The organism is Streptomyces sp. NPDC088400, assembly GCF_044753355.1.
Classification (GTDB): domain Bacteria; phylum Actinomycetota; class Actinomycetes; order Streptomycetales; family Streptomycetaceae; genus Streptomyces.
Genome location: NZ_JBIVMZ010000002.1, coordinates 78,394 through 98,974, shown reverse-complemented (window position 1 = coordinate 98,974; position 20,581 = coordinate 78,394). Strand labels below are relative to the sequence as shown.

Sequence of the window (20,581 nt, the reverse complement as noted above, 5' to 3'; positions counted from 1 at the left end):
GACCGGCGCCTGGACCAGCCGCCTTACGGGGGCCGAACGCCCCACCGCCTCCGCCTACTTGCCCGCCGGACGCACCACCATCGCCGAGCCGCCGCCCCTGCGGACCTTCTCCGCCGCGGCCAGCCACCGTCCGTCCGGCAGCCGCTGCACCCCGGTCGCCGCGCCGATCTCCGGGTTCTGGGTGAACACGTGCCCCAGCGCTTCCAGTTGGCCCCGCACCGGGCTGTTCCACAGTCCCGGCTCCAGCTCCGTCGCCGCCGCGTTGCGCTGGCTGGCCCGGGGCGCCGCGATCGCGTCGACCAGCGGCAGGCCGCGGTCGAGACGGCCCGTCAGCGTCTGGAGCACGGTGGTGATGATGGTCGCGCCGCCCGGTGAGCCGACCGCGAGGACCGGCCGGTCGTGCGAGTCGAGCACGATCGTCGGCGAGATGGACGACCGCGGCCGCTTGCCGGGACCCGGCAGATTCGGGTCGTGCACCGCGGGGTTCGCCGGGGCGAAGGAGAAGTCCGTCAGCTCGTTGTTGAGCAGGAAGCCCCGCCCCGGCACAGTGATCGCGCTGCCGCCCGTCGACTCTATGGTCAGGGTGTACGCGACGACATTGCCCCACTTGTCGGCGGCCGTGAGGTGGGTGGTGTTCTCGCCCTCGAAGGTGGTCGGCGCGGCGGTCCCGCCGGGCGCGCACGGTGTGGGATCGCTCGGATCCCCGGGCGCGAGCGGGCTCTTGAGGACCGCGTCGTCCTTGATCAGGCAGCCGCGCGAGTCAGCGAAGCGCTGCGAGAGCAGCCCCTTCGTCGGCACGTCCTCGAAGGCCGGGTCACCGACCCAGCGGCCCCGGTCCGCGAACGCGATCCGGCTCGCCTCGATGAAGCGGTGCAGGTACTTCGCCTGGCTCGCCTTCGAAAGGTCCGTGCGCTCCAGGATGTTGAGCGCCTCACCGACGCTCGTGCCGCCCGACGACGACGGCGCCATGCCGTACACGTCGAGGCCCCGGTAGGAGACCTTCGTCGGCGCCTGCCGCTTCGTCCGGTACGCGGCCAGGTCCCGCGTGGTCAGGTCGCCGGAGCGGACGTTCCGGCCGCTGTCCGGGTCGACGGGCGGCTTGCGTACCGTACGGACGATGTCGCGGGCCAGCTCGCCCTCGTACAGCGCGCCGGTTCCCTCGCGCCCCAGCTCCTTGTACGTACGCGCCAGATCGGGGTTCTTGAAGACCGAGCCGACGACCGGCAGGCGGCCGCCGGGCAGGAAGAGCTTCGCGGTGTCGGGGAAGTCCGCGAACCGCTCCTGGTTGGACTCGGTCTGGGAACGGAAGGTGTCATCGACGGTGAAGCCGTCCTTCGCCAACCGCTCTGCGGGCTTGAGCAGTTGGCGAAGGGACCGGCTGCCCCACGCGTCGAGCGCGGTGTCCCAGGTGGCGGGGGTGCCGGGGGTGCCGACGCTCCGCCCGCTGGTCACCGCGTCCGCGAACGGGATCGGCTTGCCGTTCTCCAGGAAGAGCGAGCTGTCCGCCGACCTCGGCGCGGTCTCGCGGCCGTCGACGGTGTGCACCGTACGGGACTTGGCGTTGTAGTAGACGAAGTAGCCGCCCCCGCCTATGCCCGCGGAGTACGGCTCGGTGACCCCGAGCGCGGCGGCGGTGGCCACGGCCGCGTCCACGGCGTTGCCGCCGTTCTTGAGGACCTCGATGCCGGCGGCCGAGGCGTCCGGGTCGACGCTCGCGACCGCGCCCCCGTATCCCGCCGCCACCGGTATCTTCTCCGGAGGCCCCGGGGTCTTCGCGGCGGACGAGGAGGGCGGAGCGGCCGCACCGACCGAGAGCATGGCCGCGGTGGCCACCACAACCGAAACATTCCGCGCGGCGGAGCGACGCATCCGTACCTCCAGTCGAGAACTGTCCGCGCAGCGTAACCCCAGCTCCCGGCCCGCGTCAGGATCACTTCGTACATTGGTCACGCCGTCCCGCTACGATGCGCGCCCATGAATGACGACATACGCAACATCGTGCTCGGCGTGGTCGCCGCCGGTGTCAGCGCCGCACTGGGCTGGCTCACCCGTACCCACCTCTGGCGGCGCAGGCTCCGTCGCAAGCAGGCGTTCTTCGGGCTGCCGAGCAACTCGGGGTGTCTGCTGGTCGTCAACCGTGACGCGGACACCGAAGCCGCGGTCCACCGTTACGACGTCGCCGCCCTGCTGGAACTGGCCGCCCTCATCAAGGACTGCGGCGCGCACTCCGAGATCGTCCAGCACGACATCGCACGGCAGGGCTTCGGCGAGCGTACGGAATTCTGTCTCGGGGGTCCTTACTCCAATCGGCGTATGGCGGCGCACCTCCACTCGATGCTGCCCGGCGTGAAGGTCAACACCAGTGCCGAACCCGTCTCCGAGCGGGGCGCCTTCCAGATCGGCTCCGAGCGCTACGGCGTGGAGCCCGGTGTCACCGAGTACGTCCTGCTGGCGCGGCTGACCGTCGGGGACGGGGCGCGCCCGGTCTTCCTCTTCTGCGGCCAGCGCGCCATCACCAATCAGGCGGCCTCCCGCTACCTGGCCCGTCACCACGAGAAGCTGGCGCGCAAGCACGGCGGCAACTCGTTCTGTCTGCTGCTGAAGGTGGTCAACTCGCAGGTGTACGGCCCCGATGTGGTGGAACTGGTCGCCGATGTGACCAGGGCGGCCCGTGAGCCCGTTCCCGCCGCCGCACCGACGTCCCACCGCGCCACGGACTGACGCGCCCGGAACGGATCGGCGGCCCCTGAGACACCCGGGACGCCCCCGGCCCTGAGGCGCTCGAAGCGGGCCGGCGCTGCGCCACACGACTCGACGCGGAGCACAACCCGACCGGCGCGCAGCTGACCTTCTCCCCGTCCACGGCCGACCGTCGTATCCGTCGGTACCGCCGCACGCGAAGTGATCTCCGGCTGCTGCCGGCGGGCCGCTGCCCCTGAGCTACTGCCCGCCCGGCAGCAGCGTCCCTGGGGAGGCCGGGGTGACACCCACGGCCTCAGTTCTCGGGTTGCGCCGCTGCCGCCTGGCCATCCAGTGGGCGAACCAGGAGAGCAGCATGCACATCCCGATGTAGATCGGCGAAATCACCATCACCACAGGGATGAACGGCAAATCGTAGTCGAGATTCGACGCGACGAGCTTTCCGGCATGGAGGAACTCCTCATAGGTGATCAGATAGCCCAGTGATGTGTCCTTGAGAGCGACCACCAGCTGGCTGATGATCGTGGGCAGCATGGCGCGGACCGCCTGCGGCACCAGCACGTACGTCATGACCTGCGTCTTGCGCATGCCGAGGGCGTACGCGGCCTCCCGCTGACCGCGCTCCACCGAGTTGACTCCGGTACGGAACACCTCGGCGAGCACGGAGCCGTTGTAGAGCGTCAGACCGGCCACCAGGGCGGGCAGGGCCTGCACCTTGAGCGCCACGAAGATGAAGAAGATCATCACCAGTACGGGCATGGCGCGGAAGAACTCGACCAGCACGGTCGCGAGCCAGCGCACCGGACGGTGGTCCGAGAGCCGCCCCGAGGCGAGGATCGCGCCGAGCGCGAGCGAGAGCACCGCCGCGTACGCGAAGGCCTTGAGGGTGTTGCCGAGTCCGCGCAGCAGCAGGTCCTGGATGCCCTGGTATTCGAAGGGCGTCCACTTGGTGGCGGTGAACTGGTTGGTGTCGAAGAGCAGATAGAGCAGCCAGCCGAACAGCGCGGCGATCGCGGCCGTGGCCACCAGGCCGTAAGTGCGGTGCCGCCGCCGGGTCCTGGGCCCCGGAATGTCGTAGAGGGCGGTCGATTCGCTCGCCCGAGTCGTGCGGGCCTTGCGCCCCGGGGTCGTCTGGGTCATCGGGCGACTCCGTAACGCTTCTCCAGGAAGCTGAACAGCGCGGCGATGGTCAGCGTGATGATCAAGTAGCCGACGGCGATCCAGACGAAGGTCCAGATGATGCTGTAGCCCATCTCGCTGAGGGGCTTGTACGTGCCGAGCAGCTCGGTGACGCTGAACGCCCCTGCGATGGCCGAGTTCTTGGCGAGGGCGATCAAGGTGGAGCCGATGGGCGGGATGACCGTACGGAACGCCTGGGGCAGGACGATGTCGCTCAGTGTCTGGCCGAAGCTCATCCCGAGACTGCGGGCCGCCTCGCCCTGTCCCGTGGGCACGGTGTTGATGCCCGAGCGCAGCACCTCGCAGATGAACGCGGAGGTGTAGCAGCCGAGGGCGAGGACCGCGAAGAGCTGGAAGGGGAGGACCAGTCCGAAGCGCGGCAGGCCGAGGACGACCGCGAAGAAGAGCAGCGTCAGCGGGGTGTTGCGGAGCACGGTGACCCATACGGTGCCCAGTGCCCGCAGGGAGCGGACCGGCGCCACCCGGCACGAGGCCATGAGGAACCCCAGCGCGAGCGCGAGCAGTGAGGCGTAGACCGTCAGCTCGACCGTGCCGAGGAAGCCCTTGCCGTAGAGGGAGAAGTTGTCGGTGAGTACGTTCATGGCGCGGGCCTCAGCTCGCCGGGTAGCGGTCGATGGGCGGCGGCGGGGTCGCCGGGCGGCCGGAGAGGCCGAGGGTCGCGTCGTACGCCTTCTGCCAGTTGCCGTTCTTCTCGTTGACCGCGAGGGCGTCGTCGAGCGCGATCCGCAGGGCGTTGTCGTTACGGGGGACGCCGATGCCGTACGGCTCCTTCGAGAAGGGCCTGCCGACGACCTTGAGTTCGTCGGGCACCTTGGCCGCGTAGCCCTGGAGGATGGTGTCGTCGGTGGTGACGGCGTCTACCTGGAAGGTCAGCAGATTGTCCACGCAGACGGAGTAGGTGTCGTAGCCGACGAGTTGGACGCGCGGATAGTCGTGCTGGATCCGCTGGTACGGAGTCGACCCGGCGGCCGAGCAGACGCGTTTGCCGTCGAGGTCCTGGGGCCCGTGGATGTCGTTCTCGTCGGTCCGTACGAGGAGGGACTGGCCGGCCATGTAGTAGGGACCGGCGAAACCGACGAGCTTCTTGCGGTTGTCGTTGATGGTGTAGGTGCCGACGTAGTAGTCGATCTGCCCGTTCTGGAGGGCCGTTTCGCGGTTCGCGGAGGCGATCGTACGGAAGCGGATCGTCTTCGGATCGAAGCCCAGGGACGCCGACATCATCCTGGCGATCTCGATGTCGAAGCCGGAGTAGACGCCGGAGGCGGGGTCCTTCTCGCCCATGTACGGCTGGTCCTCCTTGACGCCGACGACCAGGTACCCGCGCCGCTTGGCCTTGGACCAGGTCGGCGAGTCGGGCAACCGGAAGCCGTGATCCACCCGGTAGTGGGGCAGGGCGTCGGGCTGCGGGCCCTTCACGGGCGGGCTGCCCGGCTTGCCGCAGCCGGCGGCGAGCAGAGCGATCAGCAGGAGCGCGAGTGCCGTAAGGGTTCTTCCCGCCCGTGGCACGCGGTTCGTGCGTGGCGTGCGTGGCACGCGGTTCGTGCGTGGCGTACGCGGTGTGCGTGGCACGCGGTTCGTGCGCGGCGTGCGTGGCGTACAGCGCTTCCGTGGCATGCAGCCGGTCATCATCAACCGCACCCCCGTCAGTGCTTGAGGATCTTGGAGAGGAAGTCCTTGGCCCGGTCGCTCTCCGGGGCGTTGAAGAAGTCCTCCGGGGTGCGGTCCTCGACGATGCGGCCCTCGTCCATGAAGACCACGCGGTTGGCGGCGGAACGGGCGAAGCCCATCTCATGCGTGACGACGACCATGGTCATGCCCTCGCGGGCCAACTGCCGCATCACTTCCAGCACCTCGTTGATCATCTCCGGGTCGAGCGCCGAGGTGGGCTCGTCGAAGAGAAGGACCTTGGGGTCCATGGCGAGCGCGCGGGCGATGGCGACGCGCTGCTGCTGGCCGCCGGAGAGCAGGGCGGGAAGCTTGTCGGCCTGCGAGGCGAGCCCCACCCGGTCGAGCAGTTCCCGGGAACGCCGGTCGGCGTCCTCCCGCTTGCGCTTACGGACCTTGATCTGCGCGAGGGAGACGTTCTCCAGCACGGTCTTGTGCGCGAAGAGGTTGAACGACTGGAAGACCATGCCCACTTCGGCACGGAGCCGGGCGAGGCCCCGGCCCTCCTCGGGCAGCGACCGCCCCTCGATGGTGATACGGCCCGACTCGATGGTCTCCAGCCGGTTCATGGCCCGGCAGAGCGTGGACTTGCCCGAGCCGGACGGGCCGATGACCACGACCACTTCGCCTCGGCCGACCGTGAGATCGATGTTCTGAAGGACGTGCAACTGCCCGTAGTACTTATTGACGTCATGCAGTTCGATCAACGAATCGACGGCCATACGCTGCCCCACCCACTCTCGGCTGTGTCGAGGTCAGCGCAAACTATCCAGCCGGACAAGGGACTTCACACACGACACGCATGAACAGGGCATAAGCCGTATTTACTGCCAAGGGGTGCGCGCGGTGATGGGCCAGGACGGCCCGGATCGGGGTGGCGGGACCGGAAGACAGACGGGACCGGAAGAAAAAGGGGGCGGCGGCGCCGGACAGCCGGGCCGGTGTCAGGACTCGGCCGCCTCCGCGTACACCTGGGACAGTTCGGGCGCTCCGGTGGCCGCCCAGTCGAGGCCGGCCTCGACCACCTCGATCTCCCGGCCGGAGGCGAGAGTGACCACGGGATGCCCGCCCGGCCAGATGTTCCAGACCGCGCCGGGGACCGTACGGACGATCACCGTCCCCAGGTAGAGACCCGCGTCGTTGCCCAGCCAGGGCAGCTCCTCCGGATCGTCGCGCCAGCGCGGCGGAAGCTGGTCGAGGGCCTCCAACGAGGCCGGGGAGTCGTCCAGTTCAAGCCCCTGCTCCCCTGCCCGGGCACGCAGCAGCTCGCATTCGGAGAGCAGCTCGGCGACACCCTCCGGCTCACCGCCGACGGCCGAGGCGAGCGACGTCCCCTCCTCGTCGCCGTGCCTCTTGCGCCAGTTGTCCAGGAAAGGAAATTTGTTCATACCGGTCAGCCTCCCATTCCCCCTGGCGGGGCACCATAGGACGCGCGGACGGGCCACGCGGGGCCGCCACCGGGCCCTGGGGCCCCGCCGGTCGCAGCACTAGAATTCGAGATCCACCACGACAGGCGCATGGTCCGAGGCGCCCTTTCCCTTGCGCTCCTCGCGGTCGACATAGCTGTCCTTGACGGCGCTCGCGAACGGTCCGTTGCCGTACACCAGGTCGATGCGCATGCCCTTGTTCTTGGGGAAGCCCAGCTCACGGTAGTCCCAGTAGGTGTACGGACGGTCGTACTTGAGCGGACGGGGCACCACATCGGAGAGACCCCGCTCACGCAGCGCGGCGAGCGCGTCACGCTCGGCCGGGGTGACATGGGTGGCCCCCTCGAACCGGGACAGGTCCCAGACGTCCTCGTCGGTCGGGGCGACATTGAAGTCACCGAGGACGGCGAACGGCCGCACGCCCGCCGCGTCGTCGGCCACCGCCGTCCGCAGCGCCTCGAACCAGCGCAGCTTGTACGCGTAGTGATCATGGCCGACCTCGCGGCCGTTGGGCACGTAGACCGACCAGAGGCGGACCGGGCCACAGGTCGCGGAGATCGCCCGGGGCTCCTCCACCCCGTCGTACTCCGGCCCGCCGGGGAGGCCCTTGACGATGTCCTCCAGGCCTACCCGGGAGATCAGCGCCACTCCGTTCCACCTGCCGGTGGCGTTGACCGCGGACTCGTAGCCCAGCTCACGCAGCTGGTCGGCGGGGAACTGCTCCTCGCCGCACTTGGTCTCCTGGACGCACAGCACGTCCGTGCCGCTGCTCTCCAGCCAGGCCAGCAGCCGGGGCAGCCGGGCGGTGATCGAATTGACGTTCCAGGTGGCGATGCGCATGCGTGACAGCCTATCGGCGGGGTCTGACAGTGGGCATCCGACAGCCGGAGGACCGGGGATCACCGGCGTCGGGGATCACCGGGGTCGGGGATCACAGGTCGGTGGAGTCGCCCGGGGCCAGCCGGCCGTGCTCGGCGCCGCCGAGGCCGCCGATCTGGGCGTCGTAGATGGGCCGGGCCAGATCGGTGAGCAGGGCGTCGTGGATGTCGAAGGCACGCCGCGGGCTGACCTCGCGTACGTACTCGATCACCTCGGAGATCTTGTTCCAGGGCGCATGGACGGGCAGCATCAGCGTCTCGACGGGGTGGTCGGGGACGGTCAGCGCGTCGCCCGGGTGGAAGACCGAGCCATCGACGAGATAGCCGACGTTGGTGATGCGCGGGATGTCCGGGTGGATCACGGCGTGCAGCTCGCCGTAGACGCGGACATCGAAACCGGCCGCGGTGAAGGCGTCACCGTGGCCGACCGTGTGCACCCGGCCGGGGAAGGCCGCGGAGAGCTGCCCGGCGACGCTGCGCAGCGTCCAGAGCTCGGCCGCCGGATTGGCCTCCAGGCCGGCGCGCAGCCGGTCCTCGCTGAAGTGGTCGGGGTGTTCGTGCGTGACGAGGATGACGTCGGCGCCGTCCGTGGCGTCTTCCTCGGTGAAGGAGCCGGGGTCGATGACGAGCGTGTGCCCGTCCTTCTCCAGCCGGACGCAGGCGTGCGTCTTCTTGGTGAACCTCACGGCTGACCGCCTTTCCTGGATTTCCCGGGTGCTCGCGATTGCCTCCCGCGCTCTTCCGTACGGAGGCACGTTCCGTGGCGCTTCCTTACGGAGGACATGCCTCTACGCCATCCTGCTACGCCTCGGGCGTCGTCTCTTCCTGGATCACGGCACCGACCACCCGGAACGCCGTGTTCGCCGCCGGAACGCCGCAGTAGATGGCCGCCTGGATCAGCACTTCCCTGATCTCGGCCGGGGTGAGGCCGTTGCGCAGCGCGGCCCGGGTGTGGAAGGCCAGCTCCTCCAGGTGTCCGCCCGCGACCAGTGCGGTCAGCGTCACGGCGCTGCGGGTGCGGCGGTCCAGGCCCTCCCTGGTCCACACCTCGCCCCAGACGTAGCGGGTGATCAGATCCTGGAAGTCACCGCCGAAGCCGTCGGCGGCTGCCATGGCGCGGTCCACATGTGCGTCTCCGAGGATCTCTCTGCGCACTCTCATACCCGTTTCGTACGGGTCCGCGCGCCCGTTCGCCACGGCCTGGGGCTGCTCGGCGGGCGCTATCTCGGCGACCGGGCCGACCGTCGCGGAGAGCGGCGGCGCGGCCATCCGGTCGGGCATCACCGTCAGACCGGTGGAGGTGTCGGACGGGTTGTACCACGCTGTGGAGAAGTGGTGGACGAGCAGGTCCGTGACGGCGGCGGGCTGTTCCACGGGCGCCAGGTTGGATGCCGCGGGCACCAGCGCCAGCCGGGCGTCGGGTATCCCCGCGACCAGCGTGCGTGCCTCTGCCGGCCCGCTGACCTGGTCCTCGGCGCCGACCAGGACCAGCGTCGGCACGCCGATACGGCCGAGCTCCGCCCGTATGTCGAAGGCGGCGAGAGCCTCGCAGGCGGCGATGTAGCAGCCGGGATCGGTGGTGCGGACCATCTGGACGGCCCACTCGACGATGGCGGGCTGGGCGGCGGCGAAGCCCGCGGTGAACCACCGCTCGGGCGCGGTGCGGGCCATCGGGTCCAGTCCGTTGGCGCGGACGATCACCCCGCGCTGGCGGAACTCGTCGGCCGTACCGAACCGGGGCGAAGCCGCCACCAGCGCGAGCGAGGCGATCCGGTCGGGGCGGCGCAGCGCCAGTTCGGCGCCGATCGCTCCGGCGATGGAGCAGCCCGCGTATCCGAAGCGCTGCACTCCGATTCCGTCGAGCGTGGCGAGCAGCCGCTCCGCCAGTTCGGGAACGCTGGTGGCGGGGTGCGCGGGGGCACCGCCGTGGCCGGGCAGGTCGAAGCGGAGCACCCGCCACTGACGGGCCAGCTCGGGTATCTGGCGATCCCACATGTGCCAGGTGGTGCCGAGAGAAGGCCCGAGAATCAGGACGGGAGCGTCCTCCGGACCGTCCATGCGGTACTGCAGGGTCTTGGGGGGCGTCATCGTCTCACTCACTCGCGCCACGTTAGTAAGGGCGTGGCGTCTCGGCGGTCACGGGGTGCCCGTCACCACGAGGTGAAGGCTGGTGTGGAGATCATGGAGTTGTGGTGGAGACGACGTACACCCGGGGGAAGCCGGGATCCGACAGGTCGACGACGACGTCCTGGCTGGGGCGCGGCCTCTCCTGCCGGTGGCGGGTGCCCGCCCAGTCGTGGCCGGGGATGGCGAAGTTCCAGCCGACGGTGGCCCGGTCGCGGGGCGTGATGGTGATGGCGCCGTCCTTGAGCTCGGAGCGGCTGGTCCCCATCTCGGTCAGAAAGGTGTCGAGCCGCCCGGAGGTGACGTCGAACTGGACGTACAGCCGGCTGGTCTTCCAGTTGCTCGTCTCGAAGTAGCGCACGCCGGTGGCCCCGCCGGGAATCGGCACCTCGAAGATGGCGCGCTTCATCTTGGAGGGGCGCAGATGCTGGAGTCCGGTGGCCGAGGACTCGGCCTCCTTGCTCCGGCCGCTCTCCCGGCTCTGTCCGGCCGAGATCACCAGATATCCGGCCGGGATGCCGATGAGGAGCACGATGACGATGGCTGTCAGCCAGCGGCGGCGGTTGCGGTGGCGGCGGTCCTCCGGCGGCTTGCCGCCCTCGCCCGGGGTCGATGGCTGTCGGGACACGGTCATGAGGGCGGTTCCTGGGTCGAGCGGGCGGTACGGATGGCCTGGGCGTAACGCTCGTACCGTTCGTAGCGCTCCACCCTGCGCCGCTTGGCGCGGCGGAAGCGCCGGGCCACCAGCCGGGAGAGATCGGCGGCGCCGACCATGCCCGCCTCCGGGCCGAGCTGCGCCTTCACGATCCGGGCCTCGGGGCGGTAGCCGCGGCCGGTGAGATGGCGGCGGAACGCGTCACGGGCGGGGCCGATCAGCAGGTCGTCGGCGGCGCTGACGCCACCGCCGATGACGAAGCAGGACGGGTCGAGGGCGGCGGCCAGATTGGCGATGCCGACGCCGAGCCACTGTCCGATGTCCTGGAACAGCTCGATGCACATGGCGTCGCCCTCGCGGGCGAGTTCGGTGATCAGCGGTCCGGTGATCTCGTGGACGTTGCCCTTGACGCGGTCGATGATGTTGTACGCGACCGGGGAATCGGCCGCCGCCAGTTCCCTGGCCTCCCGTACGAGGGCGTTGCCGGAGCTGTACTGCTCCCAGCAGCCTCGGTTGCCGCACGGGCAGCGGTGGCCGCCGGGTACGACCTGCATATGGCCGAATTCGCCGGCGACACCGAACTTGCCGCGCTTGACCTGGCCGTCCTCCAGGATGGCGCCGCCGATGCCGGTGCCGAGCGTGATCATGACGAGGTGGTCCTCGCCCCGTCCGGCGCCGAAGCGCCATTCGGCCCAGGCGGCGGTGTTGGCGTCGTTGTCGACCATCACGGGGACGGCCAGCCGTGAGGAGATGGCGTCCCTGAGGGGTTCGTCACGCCAGGCGAGGTGCGGCGCGAACAGCACCTTGGAGCGGTCGGCGTCCACCCAGCCGGCCGCGCCGATGCCGACGGCGTGCACATCGTGCCGGTCGGAGAGATCGAGCACCAGCTCGACGATGGTGTCCTCGACGACCCGGGGGCTCTTGGACTTGTCCGGCGTCTCGGTGCGGAGCTTCTCCAGGATGTTGCCGTCCGGGTCGACGACCCCGGCCATCACCTTCGTACCGCCGATGTCGATACCGACGGTCGGGACGCGCGGCGGGGCGAGCAGGGAGCGGCGCTCACGGGCGCCGACGGTCCGCAGGACGGTGGCGCGGGCGGCGCCCCGGTGGGTCGCGAAGTCGCGGTAGGTACTCATCGGCCCCGCCCCCTCGTGCCCGTCGGCTCCGGCTTGCCCCACTTGTGTGCGCGGCCTCTAAGTACTCGCACGAGTCGTGTCGTCCCTGCGGGTCGGCGGCCGCTCGCCCGGGTGGGCGGCGGCGGCGGACGGCGTCCACCCGTGCCAGATTGTGCCATCCGAGGCGGGTGCGGGCGCTGTGCGGCCCGGCGGAGACGCCCGACGCGGCCGCCGGCCCCACGGGTCGGGTCCCGTCCGGTCAGTTGCGGTCGCGACCGGACGTGTCAGTCCTTGTCCCCACTCCTGTCCGACGGATGACCGCTCCCGTCCGACGGATGACCGCTCGCATCCGTCGGATGACCGCTCTTGTCTGTCGGGTGACCACCGAGGTGGGCCGGGGCGGGAGCCCGCTCCAGTTCGTGACTCAGCTCCTCCAGTTCGGAACCGCCTGCCATCTGGCGGGTCAGCTCGTCCAGGGTGATCGAGTCCTTGGTGTGGCTGCCCGCCATGACACCGCGCTTGAGCAGCACGAAACGGTTGCCGACCAGGTACGCGTGGTGCGGGTTGTGGGTGATGAGCACCACTCCGAGCCCCGCGTCACGCGCGGCGGCCACGTACTTGAGCACCACGCCGGACTGCTTGACTCCTAGCGCCGCGGTCGGCTCGTCCAGGACGAGCACCTTCGCGCCGAAGTAGACGGCGCGGGCGATGGCCACACACTGGCGCTCGCCGCCGGACAGGGTGCCGATCGGCTGGTCGACATCGCGCAGGTCGATGCCCATCCGCAGCAGCTCCGCGCGGGTGGTCTCGCGCATCAGCCCGACGTCCAGCCGCTTGAAGGGCCCGCGGCCCAGGGTCGGTTCGGAGCCGAGGAAGAAGTTCCGCCAGACCGGCATCAGCGGTACGACGGCGAGGTCCTGGTAGACCGTGGCGATACCCCGGTCCAGGGCGTCGCGCGGGGAGGCGAGGGTGGTCTTCTCCCCCTCGATCAGGAAGTCACCCGCGTCATGCTGGTGCAGCCCCGCGATGATCTTGATCAGGGTGGACTTGCCGGCGCCGTTGTCACCGAGCACACAGCTGATCTCGCCCGCGCGGACCTCCAGCGAGACGCCCTCCAGGGCGCGGATATTGCCGTAGTACTTACTGACGTCGTCGAGTTCGACCAGTGCCGTCGTCGGTTCCGCCGGTGTCGTCATGTCGACCGGTGCCGTCATCGGGAAGCCTCCGCACGCTTGCGTACCCACGCGTTGAGCAGGGTGGCCAGAAGGAGCATCGCGCCGAGGAAGAACTTGAACCAGTCGGCGTTCCACTCCGCGTACACGATGCCCTTGTTGGTCATGCCGAAGATGAACGCGCCGACCGCCGAGCCGATCGCGGAGCCGTAGCCGCCGGTGATCAGACAGCCGCCGATGACGGCCGCGATGATGTAGATCAGCTCCTGGCCGACGCCCTCACCGGACTGGACGGCGTCGAACGAGAACAGCCGGTGCTGGCCGGAGATCCAGGCGCAGAAGGCCACGCCCATGTACAGCGCGATCTTGGTCTTCATGACCGGGACGCCGACCGCCCGGGCGGCATCGGCGTTGCCGCCCACCGCGAAGATCCAGTTGCCGAAGCGGGTCCGCAGCAGGATCCAGGTGGCCACCGCGACCAGCACGGCCCACCACAGGATGGTGCCCTTCAGGCTGACGTCGCCGATGGTCAGCTGCGAGGCGAAGACCTTCCTGGCGGACGGGAAGCCCTCCATGTCGCCGATGCTCTTGGTCGAGACCGTGCCGCTGATCAGCTTCGTCAGCCCGAGGTTGAGACCGGTGAGCATCAGGAAGGTGCCGAGCGTGATGATGAAGCTCGGCAGTTTCGTACGGGTCAGCAGGACGCCGTTGAAGACCCCGATGGCCAGCGTGACCAGCAGCGACACCAGGACGCCGACCCAGACGTTCGCCGTCATCTGGAAGCTGAACATCGAAGAGATCAGCGCGGAGCTGATCACCATCACACCGGCCGAGAGGTCGAACTCCCCGCCGATCATCAGCAGCGCCACCGGGACCGCCATGATCCCGATCGTGGATGCCGCGTAGAGCACGGTGCCGAAGCTGGAGGCCCGCAGGAAAGAGTCCGCCACGACCGAGAAAAAGAGGAAGACCGCCACCGCGCCGACGACCGAGCCCAGTTCGGGCCGGCCGAGCAGCTTGCGCAGCCGCGACGTACGGATCAGGCGCTCGTCGTCGCCCGCGGTCTTCTCCGGCCGGTCGTCCGCCGGGGGTGCGGTCGCACTCATCGCGTCCCCCTCTTCGTGTACTCCTCCAGCGCCCCGGCGTCCTTCTGCGTGACGACCTGCGGGCCGGTGAGGACCGGGCGTCCGCCGCCGAGCACATCGGCGTTGTACCGGTAGAGCCAGAGCAGGTCCACGGCCTCGTACCCCTGGAGGTAGGGCTGCTGGTCGACAGCGAAGCCGAGCGTGCCGGACTTGAGGTCCGAGGCGACCTTGGCGTTGAGGTCGAAGGTGTCGACCTCGGCCTTGCTGCCCGCGGTCTCCTTGGCCTTGACGGCGGCGTCGGCGAAGGGGGCGCCCAGCGTGACGACGGAGTCGATGCTGTGGTCGGCCTGGAGCTTGGCCTCGATGGACGCCTGTACGTCCGGCAGGCTCGTGCCGTCCACGTACAGGTTCTGGAGCTGCCCGTCGAAGGCCTTCTTGGCTCCGGCGCAGCGCTGCTCGTGGCCGACGTTGCCCTGCTCGTGGACGACGCAGAGCGCCTTCTTCTTGCCGCGCTCGGCCAGCTCCTCGCCGACGGCCTCACCGGCGATGGTCTCGTCCTGGCCGATATGGCTGAGCGCGCCGAAACTCTTCGACTGGTCGACGCCGGAGTTCACGGTGATCACCGGGATTCCGGCCTTGACGGCCTTGGTGACGACGGCCTTCATGGCGTCGGGCTTGGCGAGCGTGACGATCAGTCCGTCGACGTTCTTGTCGATGTAGGACTGAACGAGCTGGGCCTGCTCCTGCCCCTCGTCGCTGTTCGCGTAGAGGAAATTGATGTTGTCCTTGACGGCCGCCTGCTTGGCGCCGTTCTGGACGATGTCCCAGAAGGTGTCGCCGTCGCCCGAGTGGGTGACCATGGCCACGGTCCACTTGGGGGTGTTCACGGCGGACCGTCCCTCGGCGGTGGCCTGCTGGGCCCGTTCCTCGGCGCGCTTTCCGCCCGTGCTGCTGCATCCGGCGAGGGCCGAGACCCCCACCGCTGCCGCCAGCACCGCGCCGATCGCGCGTACCCCTGTCCGAACCGTTGCCACGACGCCGTGCCCTTCTTGCTGTACTCCTCATGCGGCCGGGTCTCGTTCAGTCCCGGCCCGGCCGCCCAAGTATCGGTCATGCCTGTTCGGAGGGTGGACGGCGGGTGAACTTCGCCGGCGCCGGCGAAGTTCACGTGCCGTGGGCGGGGCGGAACTCTCGCGACACGCCCCGGCCCGGCAGAAACCGGCCGGACAAGGGCCGGACAAGGGCCGGACTGGGGCCAGACGGGGGCCAGACGGGGGCCGGGCAGGGCCTAAGACCGTAGGACCGGGGACAAGGACAGGGCCTATGACCGTACGAGCAGCTGGAACTCGAAGGAGTACCGCGAGGCGCGGTAGGTGTGCGAGCCGAACTCGACCGCCCGTCCCGTGTCGTCGAAGGTGGTCCGCTCCATCGTGAGCAGCGGGGCCCCGGCCGGCTCCGCCAGCCGCTCGGCCTCCTCGTCCGTCGCCGTCCGCGCCCCGACCGTCTGCCGGGCGCTGTGCAGCGTGATCCCGGCCGACCGCATCAGCCGGTACAGGCCGGTGGCCTCCAGGCGCGCGGTGTCGCATTCGAACAGCCCGGTCGGCAGGTGGTTGCGCAGGAACGCCATCGGTTCGTCGTGCGCGTACCGCAGCCGCTCGATGAGCACGACCTCCGCGCCCTCCGTCACCGCGAGCGCCGCCGCCACCTCGGCCGTTGCCGGGATGACCGTGTTGCGCAGCACGTGTGTGGCCGGGCGCTGGCCCGCCGCCTCCAGATCGTCGAAGAGGCTGCTCAGCTCCAGCGGGCGCTTGACCTGGCTGTGGACGACCTGGGTGCCGACGCCCCGGCGGCGGACCAGCAGGCCCTTGTCGACCAGGGACTGGATGGCCTGCCGGACGGTGGGACGGGACAGTCCGAGGCGGCCGGCCAGTTCGATCTCGTTGCCGAGCAGGCTGCCCGGTGCCAGCCTCCCTCGCTCGATGGCGGCCTCCAGCTGCTGCGACAGCTGGAAGTAGAGCGGGACCGGGCTCGTGCGGTCGACGCTGAGCTGGAGCGGCGCGGCGGGATCCGTCTCCTGTCCGGGTTGGGCTGAACTCGGCTGATGGGGCACGGGGCGAGCGTAGTCGCAGTGCATGATGACGGGAAGTCGTGAGGTTCGATTGTCAGGACAAACGCTTGACACCGTGAGTGGCGGACGGTCACCTTATGGCCATGCGCATCGGACTCATCGGCACGGGCCGTATCGGCACTTTCCACGCTGACGTGCTCAGCCGTCATCGCGAGGTCGGCTCCTTGGTGGTCGCGGACACGGACGCCGTACGGGCGTCGAAGGTCGCCGACCGGACAGGATCGACCGCGGCCCCCTCCGTGGACGAGGTCTTCTCCTGGGGGGTGGACGCCGTGGTGATCGCCTCGGCCACCTCGGCCCACGCCGATCTGATCAGCCGCGCGGCGCGGGCCGGTCTGCCCGCCTTCTGCGAGAAGCCGATCGCCCTGGACCTGGCGGGCACCCTGGGCGCGCTGCGCGAGGTCGAGTCGGCGGGCACGGTGCTCCAGCTGGGCTTCATGCGCCGCTTCGACGCGGGGTACAGCACGGCGCGCGAGCTCGTACGGTCGGGCCGGCTCGGCCGGCTGCACACCGTACGGGCGATCACCTCCGACCCGGCGCCGCCGCCCGCCGCGTATCTGCCGCTGTCCGGCGGGCTGTACCGCGACTGTCTGGTCCACGACTTCGACATGATGCGCTGGGTCACCGGACGGGAGGTGGTGGAGGTGTACGCGACGGGGTCGGACGCGGGGCCCGCGATGTTCGGCGAGGCGGGCGACATCGATACCGCCGCCGCGGTGCTCACCCTGGACGACGGGACGCTCGCGACCGCCACGGCCACCCGCTGCAACGGCGCGGGCTACGACGTACGGATGGAACTGGCGGGCGAGCTGGACCAGTTCGCGGTGGGTCTGGACGACCGTACGCCGATCACCTCGACCGAGCCGAAGGGCCCGCCGCCCTGCGACAACCCGTGGCCGGGCTTCCTCGAACGGTTCGCCCCGGCGTACGAGGCCGAGCTGGACGCCTTCCTCAAGGTCGTCACCGGAGAGCTGGACAACCCGTGCGACGGCGGGGAGGCGCTGCACGCGCTGCGGATCGCGGAGGCGTGCGAGCTGTCCCGGCGTGAGCGGCGCCCGGTGTCGCTGACGGAGATCCCGGGCAGCTGAGCCCACTTACGGGCATGCCTTCCCGCCTCCCTGAGACGACCGGGAGGCGGGAAGTGCGGTGCCCCGAGCGACCGCGCGCAGGACGCCGTACCGCTGCTACCAGCGCACCGGCAGTCGGCGCACCCCGCGAATCAGCAGGCCGGGCAGCCATTCGTACGGTCCCGCGTCCAGGTCGAGCGCCAGGTCCGGGCAGCGCTCCAGCAGCGTGCGGAGGGCGATCCGGGCTTCCAGACGGGCGAGCGGGGCGCCCAGGCAGAAGTGGACGCCGTGGCCGAAGGCAAGGTGGCTCTGGCTCCGGCCCGGTGTCGCGGAACGCCGTATGTCGAAGGTGTCCGGGTCCGGGAAGCGGGCCGGGTCACGGTCCGCCGAGGCCAGCCCGACCAGGACCGTCTCGCCGACCGGGATCTCCGTGTCACCGAACGAGACCGGCTCCCTGGTGAACCGCAAGGTGCTGGTCTCCACCGGCCCCTCGTAGCGCAGTGTCTCCTCGATCGCCCCGTCGAGAAGCCCGAAGTCGGCGCGCAGCGCCGCCAGTTGGACAGGGTTGACGAGCAGTGTCCGTACCGCGTTGGAGATCAGATTGACGGTCGTCTCATGGCCGGCGATCAGCAGTACGTAGGCCCAGCCGCGCAGTTCGTCCGCGGACAGCCGGTCGCCGTCCTCCGCGCGGGCACGCAGCAGAGTGGAGAGCAGATCGTCGGCGGGTTCGCCGGCCCGCTTGGCCTCGATCAGTTCGTCGAGGTACGCGCAGAGCGCGACGGTGGACTCACGCACACCGGCCGGGCTGGTCGGCGAGACGATCTCGTTGGTCCAGGCACGGAAGACATCACGGTCCGCGTGAGGTACGCCGAGCAGTTCGCAGATGACGATGATGGGGAGCGGAAAGGCCAGTCCGTCGACCAGATCGCCCTGCCCGGCCGGGAGCATGGCGTCGAGCAGTTCGTCGGTGATCCGCTGGATGCGCGGGCGCAGGCTCTCCACCCGGCGCGCGGTGAATTCGGGTGCGACCAGCTTCCGCAGCCGGGTGTGGTCGGGCGGGTCGAGGGCCAGGACATGCGGCCCGGAGACCAAGTCCGGCTCGTGCTCCTGGCCCACGGCGGCCGGCGACTTGGTCAGCCGGGTGTCGGTGAGCGCCCCGCGCCCCTCCTCGAAACCGACCACCAGCCAGAAGCGGCCGCCGTCCGGGCCCCGCACCTGGTGAACGGGGCCTGTCTCCCGCAACTTCGCGTAGTACGGGTAGGGGTTGGCGATGAAGTCCGGTCCGTAGTCCGCTAATTCAATGAGCGTCATCCCGTCAGCGTACGTCGCCCTCCCGACCGTCGGCGTCCGGCGAGATCAGTTCCGCGTCGTGCACCAACAGGGCTATCTGCACACGGTTGTTGAGGTCGAGCTTGGCCAGGATCCGGGAGACATGGGCCTTGACGGTGGGGACGCTCATATAGAGGGAGGCGGCGATCTCCGCGTTGGACCGGCCCTGTCCGACGGCGAGCGCGACCTCCCGTTCCCGTTCGGCGAGGGTCGCGAGCCGGTCCGCCGCCTCCGCCGCGACGGCCCCCCTGGCGCCCGTGGACACTCCCGCCACCTGGGTCATCAGCTGGCGGGTCACCACCGGCGAGAGCACCGGATCGCCCGCCGCCACGCGCCGTACCGCACTGACGATCTCGGCGGGCGGGGTGTCCTTGAGCACGAACCCGGCGGCTCCGGCGCGCAGCGCCCGTACCACCTGTTCGTCGGCGTGGAAGGTGGTCAGGACGAGGACTTCGGGCGCGTCCGGGGTACGGCGCAGTGTCTCCGTGGCGGTCAGACCGTCCATGACCGGCATCCGGATGTCCATCAGCACCACCTCGGGCGCGCACCGTTCGACCAGGGCGGCGACCTCGGTGCCGTCGGACGCCTCCCCCACGATCTCGATGTCGTCGGCGCCGCCGAGCATGAAGGTCAGTCCCGCACGGACCAGAGGGTCGTCGTCCACGATGATCAGCCGGATGGTCATGAGGTCCACGGTAGCCAAGCGCGGACGGCGAACCCGCCGTCGCCGGTGGGGCCGTGCTCGAACCGGCCGCCGGCCAGCGCGGCGCGCTCGGCCAGACCGATCAGGCCCTGTCCGGACCCCGGCACCTTCGGGACCTCGCCCACGGGCGCGGCGTTGCGCACCTCGACGGTGAGCCCGTCCCCCGGTCCGCCGCCCACCTCGACGGTGGAGCCGGTGCCGGGCGCGTGTTTACGGGCGTTGGTCAGGCCCTCCTGGGCGATGCGGTACGCGGTACGGCCGATACTCGCGGGCACGGCCGACGGATCGTCGACGCTGCTGTCGAGCGTGACCTTCATGCCTGCCTGGCGGGACTCGGCGACCAGGGCGTCGAGGGTCGCGAGGGTGGGCTGCGGCCGGTCGCCCTCGTCGCCCGGCGTACGCAGCACACCGATGATCATGCGCAGATCCTGGAGGGCTTCGTGCGCGCTGTCCCTGATCACCCCGGCGGCCCTGGCGACCTCGGGCGCCGGTGCGTCCGGCCGGAATTCGAGGGCGCCCGCGTGGACGCTGAGCAGCGTCAGCCGGTGGGCGAGCACATCGTGCATCTCCCGGGCGATCGCCTCGCGGGCGAGCCGCTGCGCCTGCTCGGCCCGGAGATCCGCCTCGGCCTCCGCGCGCGACGCCCGCTCACGGAGCGCGACGACCAGCTGGCGGCTGGCCCGTACGAGCATGCCCCAGCCGGTCACCAGCAGGACCAGGACCACGGCGGCGATGATCCCGGTCACCAGAGGGGTGGCCGGATCCGGGCGGACCACGGGCTGGACGGCCCCGCCCACCATGGACAGCACGCCGACGATCGCGACGAGCCGGAACGGCCGGTGCACGGCCACCACGAACAGCGCCACCAGAGCCGCCCCGCCGGTGGCCGGCGCCACCGCGTTGAGCAACGCCAGTACCAGGGCGATCTCCATCGGCCAGCGCCGCCGTACCCACAGCGAACAGCAGGCCAACACGCCCGCGACCAGATCGAGGAAGACGACAGCGTCCGAATTGCCGGCCCGTTCGCTCACCGCGAGGCCGACCAGGCCGATACCCACGGCGATGAGGAACATCAGGGCGTCGACGCCCCAGTCGCGCACGGTACGGCGTGGCCTGGCGGTGCCCCGGTCACCGGGCAGTTGGGGCCCCCTCGTCGGACCGATCATCTCCGAGGGGAGCAGCCAGGAGTAGTCCGTGCGTGTCATGTCCCTGAATTTACGCAGGTGGAGGGCGGATGGGGACGCCGTGACCGAAGGAAGGCACCAAAGTCACGTAAGGGTCGACTTTCGGCGGTGCGCCTGCCCGCGTAGGGACAGGCAGGGGGCAGGCCCTG

20 protein-coding genes are annotated in these 20,581 nt (G+C 70.1%); 2 read left to right on the top strand and 18 right to left on the bottom strand.

Annotated elements, in window-relative coordinates; translation table 11 throughout:
• Window positions 1-54: 54 nt before the first annotated feature.
• Complete coding sequence (gene ggt / locus ACIQD6_RS05430; RefSeq protein ID WP_401878371.1) at window positions 55-1,869, bottom strand: gamma-glutamyltransferase; 1,815 nt, start codon at window positions 1,867-1,869, stop codon at window positions 55-57.
• Window positions 1,870-1,974: 105 nt separating this feature from the next.
• Here ggt and ACIQD6_RS05425 point away from each other — a divergent pair, with 105 nt between their 5' ends.
• The gene (locus tag ACIQD6_RS05425) at window positions 1,975-2,721 is read left to right on the top strand and encodes a hypothetical protein (protein ID WP_401878368.1); all 747 of its coding nucleotides are present in this window, start codon (window positions 1,975-1,977) and stop codon (window positions 2,719-2,721) included.
• Window positions 2,722-2,940: 219 nt separating this feature from the next.
• Here ACIQD6_RS05425 and ACIQD6_RS05420 read toward each other — a convergent pair whose 3' ends face one another.
• The 14 genes from ACIQD6_RS05420 to ACIQD6_RS05355 form a co-directional block, all read right to left on the bottom strand.
• A complete protein-coding gene (locus ACIQD6_RS05420; protein WP_401878366.1) occupies window positions 2,941-3,840 on the bottom strand; it encodes an amino acid ABC transporter permease in 900 nt (299 codons plus the stop codon).
• Window positions 3,837-4,481, bottom strand: a complete 645-nt coding sequence (locus tag ACIQD6_RS05415) for an amino acid ABC transporter permease (protein WP_401878363.1) — start codon at window positions 4,479-4,481, stop codon at window positions 3,837-3,839. The genes ACIQD6_RS05420 and ACIQD6_RS05415 overlap by 4 nt, the downstream gene beginning before the upstream one ends.
• A 10-nt stretch (window positions 4,482-4,491) precedes the next feature.
• Window positions 4,492-5,406, bottom strand: a complete 915-nt coding sequence (locus ACIQD6_RS05410) for a glutamate ABC transporter substrate-binding protein (protein WP_401878360.1) — start codon at window positions 5,404-5,406, stop codon at window positions 4,492-4,494.
• A gap of 137 nt (window positions 5,407-5,543) precedes the next feature.
• Entirely contained in the window at window positions 5,544-6,287 is a 744-nt protein-coding gene (locus tag ACIQD6_RS05405; protein ID WP_401878357.1) for an amino acid ABC transporter ATP-binding protein, read from the bottom strand.
• A gap of 222 nt (window positions 6,288-6,509) precedes the next feature.
• Entirely contained in the window at window positions 6,510-6,953 is a 444-nt protein-coding gene (locus ACIQD6_RS05400) for a DUF6278 family protein (RefSeq protein WP_401878355.1), read from the bottom strand.
• 99 nt (window positions 6,954-7,052) lie between these two features.
• A complete protein-coding gene (locus ACIQD6_RS05395) occupies window positions 7,053-7,832 on the bottom strand; it encodes an exodeoxyribonuclease III (RefSeq protein WP_401878352.1) in 780 nt (259 codons plus the stop codon).
• A gap of 91 nt (window positions 7,833-7,923) precedes the next feature.
• A complete protein-coding gene (locus ACIQD6_RS05390; RefSeq protein ID WP_401878350.1) occupies window positions 7,924-8,556 on the bottom strand; it encodes an MBL fold metallo-hydrolase in 633 nt (210 codons plus the stop codon).
• 115 nt (window positions 8,557-8,671) lie between these two features.
• A complete protein-coding gene (gene pcaC, locus ACIQD6_RS05385; protein ID WP_401879500.1) occupies window positions 8,672-9,958 on the bottom strand; it encodes a 4-carboxymuconolactone decarboxylase in 1,287 nt (428 codons plus the stop codon).
• Between the two features lie 91 nt (window positions 9,959-10,049).
• Window positions 10,050-10,628: a hypothetical protein gene (locus tag ACIQD6_RS05380; protein ID WP_401878348.1), complete on the bottom strand. Its 579-nt coding sequence runs from the start codon at window positions 10,626-10,628 to the stop codon at window positions 10,050-10,052.
• Complete coding sequence (locus tag ACIQD6_RS05375) at window positions 10,625-11,785, bottom strand: ROK family glucokinase (RefSeq protein ID WP_401878345.1); 1,161 nt, start codon at window positions 11,783-11,785, stop codon at window positions 10,625-10,627. The genes ACIQD6_RS05380 and ACIQD6_RS05375 overlap by 4 nt, the downstream gene beginning before the upstream one ends.
• 263 nt (window positions 11,786-12,048) lie before the next feature.
• Window positions 12,049-12,978, bottom strand: coding sequence for an ATP-binding cassette domain-containing protein (locus ACIQD6_RS05370; RefSeq protein ID WP_401878342.1), 930 nt, complete (start codon window positions 12,976-12,978; stop codon window positions 12,049-12,051).
• Window positions 12,975-14,042 (bottom strand): ABC transporter permease, encoded by a 1,068-nt coding sequence (locus ACIQD6_RS05365; RefSeq protein WP_401878339.1) that lies wholly within the window; start codon window positions 14,040-14,042, stop codon window positions 12,975-12,977. Before ACIQD6_RS05365 ends, ACIQD6_RS05370 begins: the two co-directional genes overlap by 4 nt.
• On the bottom strand, window positions 14,039-15,055 hold the full coding sequence (locus ACIQD6_RS05360; protein WP_401878337.1) for a sugar ABC transporter substrate-binding protein: 1,017 nt from the start codon (window positions 15,053-15,055) through the stop codon (window positions 14,039-14,041). The genes ACIQD6_RS05365 and ACIQD6_RS05360 overlap by 4 nt, the downstream gene beginning before the upstream one ends.
• 287 nt (window positions 15,056-15,342) lie before the next feature.
• On the bottom strand, window positions 15,343-16,155 hold the full coding sequence (locus tag ACIQD6_RS05355) for a GntR family transcriptional regulator (RefSeq protein ID WP_401878335.1): 813 nt from the start codon (window positions 16,153-16,155) through the stop codon (window positions 15,343-15,345).
• Window positions 16,156-16,232: 77 nt separating this feature from the next.
• Here ACIQD6_RS05355 and ACIQD6_RS05350 point away from each other — a divergent pair, with 77 nt between their 5' ends.
• Window positions 16,233-17,237, top strand: a complete 1,005-nt coding sequence (locus tag ACIQD6_RS05350; RefSeq protein ID WP_401878332.1) for a Gfo/Idh/MocA family oxidoreductase — start codon at window positions 16,233-16,235, stop codon at window positions 17,235-17,237.
• A 96-nt stretch (window positions 17,238-17,333) separates the two neighbouring features.
• Here the strand turns inward: ACIQD6_RS05350 and ACIQD6_RS05345 are convergent, their stop codons facing one another.
• Genes ACIQD6_RS05345 through ACIQD6_RS05335 form a run of 3 tightly spaced genes read right to left on the bottom strand, consistent with a single transcriptional unit; the run spans window position 17,334 to window position 20,453 of the window.
• The gene (locus ACIQD6_RS05345) at window positions 17,334-18,527 is read right to left on the bottom strand and encodes a cytochrome P450 (RefSeq protein ID WP_401878330.1); all 1,194 of its coding nucleotides are present in this window, start codon (window positions 18,525-18,527) and stop codon (window positions 17,334-17,336) included.
• Between the two features lie 4 nt (window positions 18,528-18,531).
• The gene (locus ACIQD6_RS05340; RefSeq protein WP_401878327.1) at window positions 18,532-19,230 is read right to left on the bottom strand and encodes a response regulator; all 699 of its coding nucleotides are present in this window, start codon (window positions 19,228-19,230) and stop codon (window positions 18,532-18,534) included.
• Window positions 19,227-20,453 carry a sensor histidine kinase gene (locus ACIQD6_RS05335; RefSeq protein ID WP_401878325.1) on the bottom strand — a complete coding sequence of 409 codons (1,227 nt, stop codon included), beginning with the start codon at window positions 20,451-20,453 and terminating at the stop codon, window positions 19,227-19,229. Before ACIQD6_RS05335 ends, ACIQD6_RS05340 begins: the two co-directional genes overlap by 4 nt.
• Between the last annotated feature and the right edge of the window lie 128 nt (window positions 20,454-20,581).